Genomic DNA, 13,025 nt, shown 5'->3' on the forward strand with positions numbered 1-13,025 from the left:
AACCGGGCCGTCCGTGGTTGCGTCCGCCACCGTCAGGTCGCATCTGCGACCCATGCCCGTCAGCCCGACCTATCGCCCCGAGCCTCGCTTCTTTGATCTAGGCCCGGAATTCGGCGACGCGGTCCGCCCCGCCGACTTCCCCCAAACCGTCCTGCGCCACCGGAACGATCGGGCGGCCGCAGATGTCGGCCTGGCCACACTGGGCGACGCCGAATGGGTCGACCATTTCGGTCGGTTCCAGCCCCTGCCCGGCCAGCCCGGCCCGGTCGCCATGCGCTATCATGGCCATCAGTTCCGCACCTACAATCCGGACCTCGGCGACGGACGCGGCTTCCTGGCCGCCCAGATGAGAGCCTCCGACGACAGAGTGCTGGATCTGGGCACCAAGGGCTCGGGCACCACCCCATGGTCGCGCGCGGGCGACGGGCGTCTGACGCTGAAAGGCGGCGTGCGCGAGGTCCTGGCCGCCGCCATGCTGGAAAGCCAGGGCGTCCCGACCAGCCGGGCGCTGAGCCTGATCGAGACCGGCGAAGCGCTGGAGCGCGGCGACGAGCCTTCGCCGACCCGCTCTGCGGTGCTGGTCCGGCTGCAGTACAGCCACGTCCGTTTCGGGACCTTCCAGAGGGCCGGCTTCTTCGGCCGCGCCGACCAGATCGAGACCCTGGTCGAGCATGTGCGCAGTCTCTATCATCCGACGGTCGCGGTCGGCGACGCGCCCGGCCTGCTGGCCGTCATCGTCGCGGCCTCCGCCCGCCTGACCGCCCGCTGGATCGCCGCCGGCTTCGTCCACGGCGTGCTGAACACCGACAATCTGAACGTCACGGGTGAGAGCTTCGACTATGGGCCCTGGCGGTTTCTGCCGTCCTATGAACCCGGTTTCACCGCCGCCTATTTCGACCACTCGGGCCTCTATGCCTTCGCGCGCCAGCCCGAGGCCGTGTTCTGGAACCTGACCCAGCTGGCGGGCACGCTGAAGCTGGTCGGCGACGCCACCCCTCTGACCGAGGCCCTGAACGGGTTCGGTCCGGCCTATATCCGCGAACTCCGCGCGGCCTTCCTGGAGCGGCTGGGCGTCAGGAGCCTGGGCGAGGCGGCCGACCAGCGCCTGCTGGACACGACGCTGGCGCTTCTGCGCGATAAGGGCGAGGCCATCCGCTGGGAACCCCTTTTCCACGACTGGTTCGCCGGCTTCTCCTCCTCGGCGCGCGCCCTGTCCGGACCGCGCGCCAAGGCCTGGCAGGGCGAGGCCTTCGACGCCTTCCGCTTCGCCCTGTTCGAGCATGAACCCGACCGGCCCGAGCGACTGGAGCATCCCGCCTTCGTCCGTCCCGAGCCGGAAGAAATGCTGATCCACGAGGTCGAGGCGATCTGGTCCGCGATCGACGCACATGACGACTGGTCGCCGCTGGAGGCCAAGCTGGCGCGCGTGGAAGAGGCTCGGTCCGCCCGAACCTGAAACTTACCTTACAAAAGTTTCATATCGTTTATCGACAATTTTCTTGATCGATAATCAATGAACCTATATCGACTATCGACATGATCGCACATATCGCGGCGTGGAGGTCGTCAAGTGAAGCTCATCGGTCGTCGTTCCGTCGCCAGCGTCCTGCGCTGGGTCCTGGGGTTCGGGAACATATTCGTGGCCCTCGCCGTGATCGCCACGGGCCTGATGCTTGTGGCGTCTCTGGTCATGCCGGACTTCGGTGCCGGCTTCATCGATGCCCTCGCGGACAACGAGGACAGCTGGCGAACGTTGATGCTCAACGAGCGCGCCACCTTCCTCGCCGCCTTCGTCGCCACCCTGAGCACCTGGTGGGTCCTCAACCGCCTGCGCCGGATGTTCCTCGCCGTGAATCAGGGCGACGCGTTCGAACGCGCCAATGTCGGACGCCTGCAGGGGGTCGGCCTCGGTCTGATCGGGGTGCAGATCAGCGCGTTCATCCTGGCCTGGACTGTGCCGGAGGGGATCATCGACGACCTCGACTATTCGGTCGATCTCGGTGCCTGGCTGGGCATCCTGATCGTCTTCATGCTGGCCGAGGTGTTCCGGCAGGGGTCGGCCATGCGCGACGACCAGCAGATGACGGTCTGAGGCGCCCCATGGCCATCATTGTGCAACTGGATCGGATGCTCGTCGAACGCCGCATGTCGCTGACGGAACTCAGCGACCGGGTCGGGGTCACCATCGCCAACCTGTCCATCCTGAAGACCGGCAAGGCCCGCGCCATTCGCTTCTCCACCCTGGACGCCCTGTGCCGCGAACTGGACTGCGCCCCGGGTCAACTGCTGGCGAACTCCGCCGAACCTCAGCCGCCCGGCGAGACGGACGAGGCCTGAGCCCCGGACGTCGACAGTCCGGGCAGGCTGGACAGGGCCTCGCACGCCGCGTGCGGGGCCCTATCCGCGTCCATCGGCCGGGGGGTGGATGTGCTGCTGAAGACCGGTGGCAGCGGCGCGGACAGGTCTATCTCCGCTGTGGCCGGTGATTCACGCGGATTACCGATCCGTAGGCATCGGGCCACGGTGTCGCCGCGTCGTTGAGGCACAGCTTGTTCATCACAACCGGTTACGGTGCGGTTCTCAAGCCCTTGCGAAACCGCTCCACCAATCTGATCTAGCCACTGTTGCCAATACCCCGTCCTCCCCGACGAAACGAAATCCAGATGTCCACAAGCCTCGCGCCACCCGCCTCCACGCGCCCGACCCTGTCGGCGGCCCAGATCCGCAATCGGGCGGCGTTCAGGAATCTGACGCTGTGGACCCTGCAGGGCTGGGTGGCGATGTTCTTCGCAGCCGCCGGCTACGCCAAGCTGACCGAGTCGATCTCGAACCTGACCGCCCTGATGAACTGGCCCGGGATGGTCAGCGAAAGCCTGGTCCGGGGCATCGGCATCGTGGAGATCGTGCTGGCGCTCGGCATGATCGCGCCCCTGCTGTCGTGGAAGCTGGGTCGCTGGCCGCTGCTGGTCTCGGCCGTTGGTCTGGTCATGCTGGAAGCCACCATGCTGGCGGTTCACGCGATCGGCCTGGACCTGGGCCTCGCCCTGACCAACGTCCTGTTGCTGGCCATCACGATCCCGGTTTACCTGGGCCGTCGCGTTTCGCGCTGAGCCTCCGGGCCGACCGGCAGCGGTCGGAGCACACGGTGATGACGTCCCAGTCCCGAGCCCATTTGGCCCGCCAGGCGAAGGGACGTTGACACACCACACAGGTCTTTTCCGGCAGATCGCCCTTTCGTGGCGACAGTCCCTTGTTGACGTGTTTGCGTGACATCGGCGGTCCTATCCGCCCGGGCGAACCGCTGCGTCAACCTGAAAGCTTCCCTTTACGTCCGCGTCAAGTTATGAAGCGCTTATGGCGACTGCAGACGACCATCGCTCCTATTCGATCCGGCAGCTGTGCCGGGAGTTCGGTGCGACCGCACGCGCCCTGCGCTTCTATGAGGACAAGGGCCTTCTGACCCCCGCCCGCAAGGGCCAGACCCGGGTCTATGACGCTCGCGACCGCGCCCGTCTGAAGCTTATCCTGCGCGGCCGCCGCATCGGTTTCACCCTGACCGAGATCCAGGAAATGCTGGATCTGTACGACCGCAACGACGGCAACACCCATCAGATGGCCATTGCCCTGCGTCGTCACCGCGCACAGATCGAGGCCCTGAAGCGGCAGCGCGAAGACCTCAACGCCGCCATCCAGATGGCCGAAGAGGCCTGTGCGGCCATGGAAGAACGCCTCAACGACCAGCGTCCCGACCTTCTGCCCGGGGCCGAGGAATATGCCTCGGTGCTGCGCCAGCACCTCGACAACCACGCCCACCATCCCTTCAAGCTGAGAGCCTGACCCCATGGCCTACAAGGCGCCCGTCCGCGACCTGACCTTCATCCTCAACGAGGTTCTGGAGATCGACCGCTATTCCAACCAGCCCGGGTTCCAGGACGTCTCGTCCGACCTGGTCCAGCAGGTGCTGGAGGAAGGCGCCAAATTCGCCGAGGAGGTCATCGCCCCGATCAACCATTCGGGCGACAAGGAAGGCTGCCACTGGGACAACGGGGTGGTCACCGGTCCGAAGGGCTACAAGGAAGCCTATCAGGCGATGGTCGAGGCCGGATGGCCGGCCCTGTCGGCTGATCCGGCCTATGGCGGCCAGGGCATGCCCGCCGTGGTCGGCATGGCGTTCGGCCAGTTTACCGCCGGGGCCTCGGCCGCTTTCTCGATGTATCCGGGCCTGACCGCCGGGGCCTATGCCGGCATCCACGCCAATGCGTCGGAAGAGCTGAAGACCAAATACCTGCCCAAGATGGCCACCGGGGAGTGGGGCGGGACCATGAACCTGACCGAGCCCCAGTGCGGCACCGACCTCGGCATGGTCCGCACCAAGGCCGTGCCCCAGGGCGATGGCACCTACAGGATCACCGGCCAGAAGATCTGGATCTCGGCCGGCGAGCACGACTTCACCGACAACATCATCCACACGGTCCTCGCCCGCGTCGAGGGCGCGCCGGCCGGCATCAAGGGCCTGTCCCTGTTCCTGGTGCCCAAGGTGATGGTCAACGACGACGGAAGCCTGGGCGAGCGCAATTCGCTGATGTGCGCGGGCCTCGAACACAAGATGGGCATCCACGGCAACGCCACCTGCGTCATGCAGTATGACGGCGCCACCGGCTGGCTGATCGGCGAGGAAGGCCGGGGCATGAACAACATGTTCGTGGTCATGAACGAGGCGCGTCTCGGCACCGGCCTGCAGGGCCTGGCCATCGGTTCCGCCGCCTATCAGGCCGCGCTGGAGTTCGCCAAGGACCGCATCCAGGGCCGCAGCCTGACGGGGCCGAAGAACCCGGACGCCCAGGCCGACAGCATCATGGTGCACCCCGACGTCCGCCGCATGCTGCTGGAGGCCAAGGCCTTCGTGGAAGGCGGACAGGCCTTCGTCCTGTGGACCGCCCTGCACGCCGATCTCGAGAAATCCGCCGACGAGGCCACGGCCACCAAGGCCAAGGACTATATGGGCCTGCTGACCCCGGTGCTGAAAGCCTATCTGACCGACAAGGGCTTCCACGTCGCGTCGCTGGGCATGCAGGTCCATGGCGGCTCCGGCTACACCGAGCATTTCCAGGCCAGCCAGTATCTGCGCGACGCCCGGATCACCATGATCTACGAAGGCACCAACGGCATCCAGGCGCTGGATCTGGTGGGCCGCAAGCTGCCGTCGAACGGTGGACGCGCGATCATGAGCTGGTTCGCCGACATCGACGCCTTCGTCGCCGAGAACAGTGCCGAGGGCCCGATCAAGCCCTTCGTCGACGGACTGGCCGACGCCAAGACGAAGCTGCAGGACGGCACGATGTGGCTGATGCAGAACGGCATGCAGAACCCGGACAATGCCGGTGCAGCATCCACCGATTACCTCAACCTCTTCGGGCTCACGGCCCTGGCCTATATGTGGGCCCAGATGGCCAGGGCCGCCCAGGCGAAGATCGATGCGGGTTCGGACGATCCCTTCTACATCACCAAGCTGCAGACCGGCCGCTATTTCGTCGAACGCATCCTGCCCGACGCCCAGGGGCACCTGGTCAAGATGAAGACCGGCTCTGACGTGCTGATGCAGATTCCGGCGGAGGCGTTCTAGGCCGCTCCTCTCCCTCCCCCTCGGGGGAGGGTGGTCGGCGCGTAGCGACGACCGGGTGGGGAGGGCCGGGCGATCCACACGCCGGTGCCCGCTCCGCCTTGCCGCCCCCACCCGGCCGCTGCGCGGCCACCCTCCCCCGCAGGGGGAGGGAGAAGATCGAGTGAAACCATGAACGTCATCGACACCCCCTCCCCCGACTTCATGCTGGAAGAGGACATCGTCCTGTTCTCCGACAGCGTCGGCAAATGGATCGACGAGCATGCGCCGCCCGAGGCGGTGCAGTCCTGGATCGCCAACTCATCCGTCCCGCGCGACCTGTGGAACAAGGCGGGCGAGGCGGGCCTGATGGGCCTGTCGCAGCCCGAGGAATGGGGCGGCATGGGCGGCGACTATCGCCACGAGGTCGTGCTGATGCGTCAGCTGGGCTGGAAGGGCGCGGACCATTTCGGAATCAGCCTGCACAACGCCATCGTCGCCCCCTACATCTGGCACTACGGCACCGAGGAGCAGAAGGCGCGCTGGCTGCCGCGTCTGGTCACTGGCGAACTGGTCGGCGCGATCGCCATGACCGAGCCGGGCGCGGGCAGTGACCTGCAGGGCGTCAAGACCACCGCCGTGAAGTCCGGCAATGGCTATGTCGTCAATGGCTCCAAGACCTTCATCACCAACGGCCAGCTGGCCAATTTCATCATCGTCGTGGCCAAGACCGACCCCGCGGCCGGAGCCAAGGGCACCTCGCTGATCGTGGTGGAGACAGACGGCGCGGACGGCTTCGAGCGCGGCCGGAACCTTCACAAGATCGGCATGGAGGGCAACGACACCTCCGAACTGTTCTTCAACGACGTGAAGGTGCCGGCCGACAACATCATCGGCGGCGTCGAGGGCCACGGCTTCGTCCAGCTGATGCAGCAGCTGCCGCAGGAGCGGCTGAACATCGCCGTCCAGGGTATCGCCGCGGCCGAGCGCGGGCTTCAGGAGACCCTGGCCTATGTCAAGCAGCGCAAGGCCTTCGGCAAGTCGGTGCTGGAGTTCCAGAACACCCAGTTCAAGCTGGCCGAGGTCAAGACCAAGCTGACCGTCGCCCGCGTGTTCGTCGACCACTGCATCGGCCTGCACCTGAAGGGTCAGCTGGATGCCGTCACCGCCTCCATGGCCAAATACTGGGTCACCGACCTGCAGGGCGAGGTCATCGACGAGATGCTCCAGCTGCACGGCGGCTACGGCTATATGAATGAATATCCGATCGCCCAGCTGTACAAGGACGCCCGCGTCCAGCGCATCTACGGCGGGACCAACGAGATCATGAAGGTCCTGATCGCGCGGAGCTTGTAGCTCCGACACGCCTGTAACTCATGAGGATTACATGGTAGGTTCCCCTCATGATCGACTACCGTCAATACATTACGATCGAGGCCGGTAAGCGAGGCGGGCGCCCGTGTGTCCGAGGCATGCGTATCTCTGTCGAAGATGTATTGGGGTGGCTCGCCGAAGGGATGAGTCACTCTGAGATCATGAAAGACTTCCCCGAACTGACCGAAGACGACATTCGCGCTGTGCTCGCTTACGCGGCCGACCGACATCGCCGGACCACTTTCGCGGCCGCGTGAAACTTCTGTTCGATCAGAATCTCAGCCACCGGCTGCCGAACGTTCTCGAAAATCTGTTTCCCGGCTCGTCCCAGGTCCGTCTTCTGCACCTGGATCAGGCTGACGATACGACGATTTGGAGTTACGCTGCCGAGAATGGCTACTGTATCGTGACTCTCGATGGGGATTTTGCCGACCTCTCAGCCCTTCGTGGCTCTCCCCCGAAAGTGGTTTGGCTTAGATGCGGCAATCGCTCAACGACCTATGTCCATGTCCTCCTCAGGATGCACGCGAACGACATCCTGGCCATGGATCGGGCGGATGACATAGACTGCCTCGCAATCGGCTGAGCCAAAGCTATTATGCGCGGATGGCCAAGGTCAAAAAAGGACTGCTAACTCCAGCAGGCGAATGGTGGAAACACTTTCGCTGGCGAAAACGTGCGTTCTGGAATGGCGAACGACAGGCCGCAAAAGCTGTAGCCTCAAACGATGCGTCCGAGCGGTGATCCGCCTCCACGTCCCCCAGCCCCTCTCCGCCGGTGCCGCCGTCGCGCCGACGCTGGACCAGTCCCGCTATCTGACCCAGGTCATGCGGCTGAAGCTCGGTGACGCCCTGCTGGTCTTCAACGGCCGCGACGGCGAGTGGCGCTGCGTGATCGCCGAAATCCTCAAGAAGGGCGTCATCCTCCGGGCCGAGGAACAGGTCCGGCCCCAGGCGTTCGGCCCTGACCTCGAACTGATCGTCGCAGTGGTCAAGAAATCCCGCGTCGAGACCATCGTCGAGAAGGCCGCCGAGCTAGGGGCCGCCCGCGTGCGCCTGGCCGTCACCCAGCGGACCAATGTCGAGCATGTCCGCCTCGACCGGCTGGACGCCATCGCCATCGAGGCCGCCGAACAGACCGGGCGGCTGGACGTGCCGACGGTCGACGACCCGCAGAAACTGGCCACCATCCTGGACGCCTGGGACCCGTCGCGCCGGCTGATGTTCTGCGACGAGACGGGGGGTCAGCCGGTGATGCGGGCGCTGGAGTCTCCCTCCCCCAAGGGAGAGGGAGAACGGGCTCCCTGGGCCATCCTGATCGGGCCGGAGGGTGGCTTTTCGCCGGAGGAACGCGAGCGTCTGCGATCCCTGCCCTTCACGACGGCCGTCTCGCTGGGCCCCCGCATCCTGCGCGCCGACACTGCCGCCATCGCGGCCATGGCCCTGTGGCAGGCCGCCGTCGGCGACTGGGAGCGATAGGCGACGCGCGCCCGCGACGCGAACCCTGGCCCCTTGAGTCATGCCTCAATCCCGCCCATCTACCCGCGACACCGACCAAGGCCTCCCAGCATGACCGTCACCGCGCCGCTCACCTTCGACGACCTGGTCGGCGAGATGACCAAAGGCATCAAGCCGAAGTCCGCGTGGCGCGTGGGGGCCGAGCACGAGAAGTTCGGTTTCGACAAATCGACCCTGCGTCGCCCGACCTACGATGGCCCGAACGGCATCCTGGCCATGCTGACGGGGTTGCAGCGCTTCGGTTGGTCGCCGGTGGAAGAGGCCGGTCACGTCATCGCGCTCGAGCGCAAGAACGAATACGGCTACGCGGCCTCCATCAGCCTCGAGCCCGGCGGCCAGTTCGAGCTCAGCGGCGCTCCACTCGAGACCATCCACGACATCTGCTCCGAGACCGGCCAGCACCTGATGGAGGTGAAGATGGTCGCCGACGAGCTGAATCTGGGCTTTCTCGGTGCCGGGTTCGACCCGATGTGGCGGCGCGAGGACGTGCCCGTCATGCCCAAGGGCCGCTACGACATCATGCGGGCCTATATGCCGAAAAAGGGCAACCTCGGCCTCGACATGATGCTGCGCACCTGCACCATCCAGGCCAACCTCGATTTCGATTCAGAGGCCGACATGGTGGCCAAGTTCCGCACCAGTCTGGCGCTCCAGCCGATCGGCACGGCCCTGTTCGCCTGCAGTCCGTTCACGGAGGGTCGACCGAACGGCTTCCTGTCGGCACGGGCCAACGTCTGGACCGACACCGATCCCGACCGCACCGGCATGCTGAACTTCGTGTTCGCCGATGGCTTCGGCTTCGAGACCTATGCCAACTATGCGCTGGACGTGCCGATGTATTTCGCCAAACGCGGCGACCGCTACATCGACGCCTCAGGCCAGTCGTTCCGGGACTTCATGGACGGCAGGCTCCCCGCCCTGCCCGGCGAACGCCCGACGCTGAAGGACTGGGCCGATCACCTGACGACCCTGTTCCCAGAGGTCCGCCTGAAACAGTATCTGGAGATGCGCGGATCGGACGGCGGCCCCTGGAGCCGGATCTGCGCCCTGCCCGCGCTGTGGACCGGCATCTTCTACGACGCCCCGTCGCTCGCCGCCGCCTGGGACCTGTGCAAGGACTGGGATATCGAGGACCACGAACGCCTGCGCCGCGACGTGACCCGTCTGGGCCTGCGGGCCGAGGTGGCCGGGCGGTCCGTCCGCGACATCGCCGTGGACATGGTCGCCATCGCCCGCCAGGGCCTGAAGAACCGCGCCCGCTTCAGCGGCGGCATGGTCGACGAGCGCGGCTATCTGTCGGAACTGGAAGACATCGCCGACACCGGCGTGACCCCGGCCGAACGCCTGCTGGACCTCTATCACGGCGAATGGCAGGGCGACGTCAGCCGCATCTACCGCGACTTCGCCTACTGAGGATCAGCCCGCGTCGGGCTTCACCAGATCGCAGAAGCTGACGCCCTCGTGCTCGGCCCAGGCCGTGCGCATGAAGGCCCCCTGGTACCAGCCATAGGCGGCGGCATCGTTCGACAGCGCCTCGTAGTTACTCTCGAAATAGGCGTGGGGATCCTCGCCCGCCGGCACCGGGCTGGGCAGCTGGCTCAGGAAGACGTTGAAGTTCTCGACCCGGTCCGCGATCGGCGTGCTGGCCTCCGTATCCTCGGCCCAGAAGGCGATGGCGATGCGATTGGCCAGCACCTCATTGGTCCAGGAATCCTCGCGCTCCAGCCGACCGTCAAAGGACGCCACGAAATGCCCCAGTTCATGGGGAACCAGCAGGCTGTTGAAAATCTCGGCGAACTGGCCTTCGGGCGTAAGGCCCAGGGTCCCGGCTGCCGCCCAGCCCCCCAGCATGCCTTGCAGTTCCGCAGGCATCTCGGCCCAGCGCGACTGGTGGACCGACCGGTCGTCCGTATAGAAGGACACCAGACTGGGGGTCGAGTCGATCACGACACCGGGAACATAGGGCGGTGTCACGCCACAGGCCCGCAGCGCCGTATCGAAACGCGCGATGATCGCCCGGGTCTGGGTTTCCAGCGGATCGGCGGCCTGGCTGGACGCGCTGGCCGGCGTGCCGAGGGCCAGACCGAATGCTGCGGTTATGGCGAACAGACGAAGCAGCATAACGATCTCCCGGATCAACATCTTGAAGACATTCACCTACCGACGATTTCCGCAGGCGTCCACTGCCGCGATCTTGCCTCTTGCCACTCGACGTGATCACGGCGGACAGTCGGCGCGAAGGAGCCCATTGATGACCCACCCCATCCATATCGGCATCGGCGGCTGGACCTATGAGCCATGGCGCGGCGTCTTCTATCCGGACAAGCTGAGCCAGAAGAAGGAGCTGGCGTTCGCCTCGCGCGCCCTGACCTCGATCGAGATCAACGGCACCTACTATTCGACCTTCAAGCCCGACAGCTGGATGAAGTGGCGCGACGAGACGCCGGAAGGCTTCGTCTTCTCGGTCAAGGCCAGCCGCTACTGCACCAACCGCAAGATCCTGTCCGACATGGGCGAGTCGATGGAGCGGTTCCTGGGCCAGGGGATGACGGCCCTGGGCGACAAGCTTGGCCCCATCAACTGGCAGTTCATGGGGACCAAGAAATTCGACCCGGTCGATTTCGAGGGGTTTCTGAAACTGCTGCCCAAGGAAAGGGACGGCATCCGCCTGCGCCATGCGCTGGAGGTCCGCAATCCGACCTTCGACACGCCGGCCTTCTACGATCTGGCTGCGAAATACGGGGTGGCCATCGTCTATGCCGTGGACGACGAGGCCCCCGAATGGCCCCGGATCGACCAGCCGACCGCCGACTTTACCTACGCCCGGCTGATGTCGAGCCGCGAGGACGAACCGACCGGCATGACGTCGGCCGAACTGGACGCCGTGGCCGATCAAACCCGGGCCTGGGCCAAACGCGGCGCGGTGTTCGCCTATTTCATCGCCGGGGCCAAGGTGCGCAACCCGGCCGCGGCGCAGGCCCTGATCGAGAAGCTCAAATAGACGGGGAGCGGCTTGTCATCCCGGACACCGCGCAGCGGTGATCCGGGACGGGCCGGAGCGCGCCGTCGACGCTCCCGGAAATCGCAGCGCGATTATCCGGGAGACAGCCGGCAGTCGCTGCCATGCCCTGACCTGTCTCCCGGATAGCGGCTGACGCCGCTTCCGGGAGGATGAACGCTAGGCCCGGGGCCGTCCCCGATCTCCGCTTCGCTGCGTCGGGGATGACAAGAGAGCGATCTCCGCTGCGCTGCGTCGGGGATGACAATGCGGCACCCCCCGGACAGGGCCTCGTCTGGTTCCCGAACCATTCGACGATACCAACCATTTCCGTGCTCCCTGCTGATCCGATCTTGTGCCCGACGCCTTGAAGGCACAACTGTCGGGCAGCCGTTTCAGGAGCCTCCCCATGCCCATCGCCACCCGCGCCTTCGCCGCGACCACATCCACTGCGCCGCTGACGCCCTATACTTTCACGCGCCGGGATCCGGGGGCGGACGATGTCGCCATCGACATCAGGTTCGCGGGCATCTGCCACTCGGACCTGCACATCGTGAAGAACGACCTGGGCAACACCGTCTATCCGATCGTCCCGGGCCACGAGATCGCGGGCATCGTCACGGCGGTCGGTGCCAATGTGACCCGGTTCAAGGTCGGCGACCGTGTCGGCGTCGGCTGCATGGTCGACAGCTGCCGGGTCTGCGGTCCCTGCAAGGCCGGCGACGAACAGTACTGCGTCCCGGGCATGACCGGCACCTATGGCGCGCCCGACAAACACGCCGACCAGTCCGGCGAAAAGATCACCCAGGGCGGATACTCGGACAAGATCGTCGTGGATCAGGCCTTCGTCGTCACCATCCCCGATTCGATCCCCCTGGACGTCGCGGCGCCTCTGCTGTGCGCCGGGATCACCACCTATTCACCGCTGAAGCACTGGGGCATCAAGCCGGGATCGAAGGTCGCCGTGATCGGCCTGGGCGGTCTCGGCCATATGGCCGTCAAACAGGCGGCCGCGATGGGGGCCGAGGTCACTGTGCTGTCGACCTCGGATCGCAAGAAGGCCGATGCCGAGCGGATGGGGGCGAAACACTTCCTCATCAACTCCGACAAGGCCGCGATGAAGGCAGCGGCCGAGAAGTTCGACCTCATCATCAACACCGTCTCGGCCACGCATGAGATCGCCGGCCACCTGCAACTGCTGGCCCACGACGGCACCATGGTCATGCTGGGCCTGACGACAGAGGCCCTTCCGGTCTTCGCCCTGCCGCTCCTGTGGCGTCGCCGCTCGGTCGCCGGGTCCCTGATCGGCGGCATTCGCGAGACCCAGGAGATGCTCGACTTCTGCGCCGAGCACGGCCTGGCCTCCGACATCGAGGTCATCGCGCCATCGCAGATCAACGAGGCCTATGCCCGGCTGGAGAAATCCGACGTCCGCTACCGCTTCGTCATCGACATGGCACAGCTCTAGCGGGGTTCCCGCGCGAACCCGCCCGGGTTAGACCTGCTCTCGGAGAGGCCCCGCGTCAGACGGGGCCGT

At 65.7% G+C, this 13,025-nt stretch carries 15 protein-coding genes; 13 read left to right on the forward strand and 2 right to left on the reverse strand.

Features of this window, described 5'->3' with window-relative positions; all coding sequences use genetic code 11:
• The first annotated feature begins 52 nt into the window (after positions 1-52).
• The 4 genes from HZ989_RS14840 (at position 53) to HZ989_RS14855 (ending at position 3,110) form a co-directional block, all read left to right on the forward strand.
• On the forward strand, positions 53-1,456 hold the full coding sequence (locus HZ989_RS14840; RefSeq protein ID WP_209321564.1) for a protein adenylyltransferase SelO family protein: 1,404 nt from the start codon (positions 53-55) through the stop codon (positions 1,454-1,456).
• A gap of 114 nt (positions 1,457-1,570) precedes the next feature.
• Complete coding sequence (locus tag HZ989_RS14845) at positions 1,571-2,092, forward strand: DUF2975 domain-containing protein (RefSeq protein WP_245162395.1); 522 nt, start codon at positions 1,571-1,573, stop codon at positions 2,090-2,092.
• An 8-nt stretch (positions 2,093-2,100) separates the two neighbouring features.
• Complete coding sequence (locus HZ989_RS14850; protein WP_209321565.1) at positions 2,101-2,337, forward strand: helix-turn-helix transcriptional regulator; 237 nt, start codon at positions 2,101-2,103, stop codon at positions 2,335-2,337.
• Positions 2,338-2,663: 326 nt separating this feature from the next.
• A complete protein-coding gene (locus HZ989_RS14855; RefSeq protein ID WP_209321566.1) occupies positions 2,664-3,110 on the forward strand; it encodes a DoxX family protein in 447 nt (148 codons plus the stop codon).
• Here HZ989_RS14855 and HZ989_RS14860 read toward each other — a convergent pair.
• Positions 3,070-3,273, reverse strand: coding sequence for a DUF2256 domain-containing protein (locus HZ989_RS14860; protein ID WP_209321567.1), 204 nt, complete (start codon positions 3,271-3,273; stop codon positions 3,070-3,072). The two genes, HZ989_RS14855 and HZ989_RS14860, sit on opposite strands and share 41 nt — an antisense overlap.
• An 81-nt stretch (positions 3,274-3,354) precedes the next feature.
• On the opposite strand from HZ989_RS14860, the gene HZ989_RS14865 reads away from it, so the two are divergent.
• From HZ989_RS14865 to HZ989_RS14895, 7 genes are all read left to right on the forward strand, one after another.
• Positions 3,355-3,837 carry a MerR family DNA-binding transcriptional regulator gene (locus HZ989_RS14865; RefSeq protein ID WP_209321568.1) on the forward strand — a complete coding sequence of 161 codons (483 nt, stop codon included), beginning with the start codon at positions 3,355-3,357 and terminating at the stop codon, positions 3,835-3,837.
• 4 nt (positions 3,838-3,841) lie between these two features.
• Positions 3,842-5,623 carry an acyl-CoA dehydrogenase C-terminal domain-containing protein gene (locus HZ989_RS14870; RefSeq protein ID WP_209321569.1) on the forward strand — a complete coding sequence of 594 codons (1,782 nt, stop codon included), beginning with the start codon at positions 3,842-3,844 and terminating at the stop codon, positions 5,621-5,623.
• A gap of 168 nt (positions 5,624-5,791) precedes the next feature.
• Positions 5,792-6,955 (forward strand): acyl-CoA dehydrogenase family protein, encoded by a 1,164-nt coding sequence (locus tag HZ989_RS14875; RefSeq protein WP_209321570.1) that lies wholly within the window; start codon positions 5,792-5,794, stop codon positions 6,953-6,955.
• A gap of 47 nt (positions 6,956-7,002) precedes the next feature.
• A complete protein-coding gene (locus tag HZ989_RS14880; RefSeq protein ID WP_209321571.1) occupies positions 7,003-7,230 on the forward strand; it encodes a DUF433 domain-containing protein in 228 nt (75 codons plus the stop codon).
• Positions 7,227-7,559: a DUF5615 family PIN-like protein gene (locus tag HZ989_RS14885; protein ID WP_209321572.1), complete on the forward strand. Its 333-nt coding sequence runs from the start codon at positions 7,227-7,229 to the stop codon at positions 7,557-7,559. Before HZ989_RS14880 ends, HZ989_RS14885 begins: the two co-directional genes overlap by 4 nt.
• A 154-nt stretch (positions 7,560-7,713) precedes the next feature.
• Positions 7,714-8,451 (forward strand): 16S rRNA (uracil(1498)-N(3))-methyltransferase, encoded by a 738-nt coding sequence (locus tag HZ989_RS14890; RefSeq protein ID WP_209321573.1) that lies wholly within the window; start codon positions 7,714-7,716, stop codon positions 8,449-8,451.
• A gap of 90 nt (positions 8,452-8,541) precedes the next feature.
• A complete protein-coding gene (locus HZ989_RS14895) occupies positions 8,542-9,903 on the forward strand; it encodes a glutamate--cysteine ligase (RefSeq protein WP_209321574.1) in 1,362 nt (453 codons plus the stop codon).
• A 3-nt stretch (positions 9,904-9,906) separates the two neighbouring features.
• Here the strand turns inward: HZ989_RS14895 and HZ989_RS14900 are convergent, their stop codons facing one another.
• The gene (locus tag HZ989_RS14900) at positions 9,907-10,611 is read right to left on the reverse strand and encodes a hypothetical protein (RefSeq protein ID WP_209321575.1); all 705 of its coding nucleotides are present in this window, start codon (positions 10,609-10,611) and stop codon (positions 9,907-9,909) included.
• A gap of 130 nt (positions 10,612-10,741) precedes the next feature.
• Here HZ989_RS14900 and HZ989_RS14905 point away from each other — a divergent pair, with 130 nt between their 5' ends.
• Positions 10,742-11,491 (forward strand): DUF72 domain-containing protein, encoded by a 750-nt coding sequence (locus HZ989_RS14905; RefSeq protein ID WP_209321576.1) that lies wholly within the window; start codon positions 10,742-10,744, stop codon positions 11,489-11,491.
• 406 nt (positions 11,492-11,897) lie between these two features.
• Positions 11,898-12,956, forward strand: a complete 1,059-nt coding sequence (locus tag HZ989_RS14910; protein ID WP_209321577.1) for an NAD(P)-dependent alcohol dehydrogenase — start codon at positions 11,898-11,900, stop codon at positions 12,954-12,956.
• Positions 12,957-13,025 lie beyond the last annotated feature (69 nt).

It is taken from the genome of Brevundimonas sp. AJA228-03, assembly GCF_017795885.1.
Taxonomy (GTDB): Bacteria; Pseudomonadota; Alphaproteobacteria; order Caulobacterales; family Caulobacteraceae; genus Brevundimonas.

Excerpts from the sequence above, each read along its gene's own strand:
- HZ989_RS14900 (WP_209321575.1), bottom strand. The coding sequence starts at position 10,611 with ATGCTGCTTCGTCTGTTCGCCATAACCGCAGCATTCGGTCTGGCCCTC.
- HZ989_RS14860 (WP_209321567.1), bottom strand. The coding sequence starts at position 3,273 with ATGTCACGCAAACACGTCAACAAGGGACTGTCGCCACGAAAGGGCGAT.
- HZ989_RS14905 (WP_209321576.1), top strand. The coding sequence starts at position 10,742 with ATGACCCACCCCATCCATATCGGCATCGGCGGCTGGACCTATGAGCCA.
- HZ989_RS14870 (WP_209321569.1), top strand. The coding sequence starts at position 3,842 with ATGGCCTACAAGGCGCCCGTCCGCGACCTGACCTTCATCCTCAACGAG.
- HZ989_RS14875 (WP_209321570.1), top strand. The coding sequence starts at position 5,792 with ATGAACGTCATCGACACCCCCTCCCCCGACTTCATGCTGGAAGAGGAC.
- HZ989_RS14850 (WP_209321565.1), top strand. The coding sequence starts at position 2,101 with ATGGCCATCATTGTGCAACTGGATCGGATGCTCGTCGAACGCCGCATG.
- HZ989_RS14895 (WP_209321574.1), top strand. The coding sequence starts at position 8,542 with ATGACCGTCACCGCGCCGCTCACCTTCGACGACCTGGTCGGCGAGATG.
- HZ989_RS14880 (WP_209321571.1), top strand. The coding sequence starts at position 7,003 with ATGATCGACTACCGTCAATACATTACGATCGAGGCCGGTAAGCGAGGC.
- HZ989_RS14910 (WP_209321577.1), top strand. The coding sequence starts at position 11,898 with ATGCCCATCGCCACCCGCGCCTTCGCCGCGACCACATCCACTGCGCCG.
- HZ989_RS14865 (WP_209321568.1), top strand. The coding sequence starts at position 3,355 with ATGGCGACTGCAGACGACCATCGCTCCTATTCGATCCGGCAGCTGTGC.
- HZ989_RS14840 (WP_209321564.1), top strand. The coding sequence starts at position 53 with ATGCCCGTCAGCCCGACCTATCGCCCCGAGCCTCGCTTCTTTGATCTA.
- HZ989_RS14855 (WP_209321566.1), top strand. The coding sequence starts at position 2,664 with ATGTCCACAAGCCTCGCGCCACCCGCCTCCACGCGCCCGACCCTGTCG.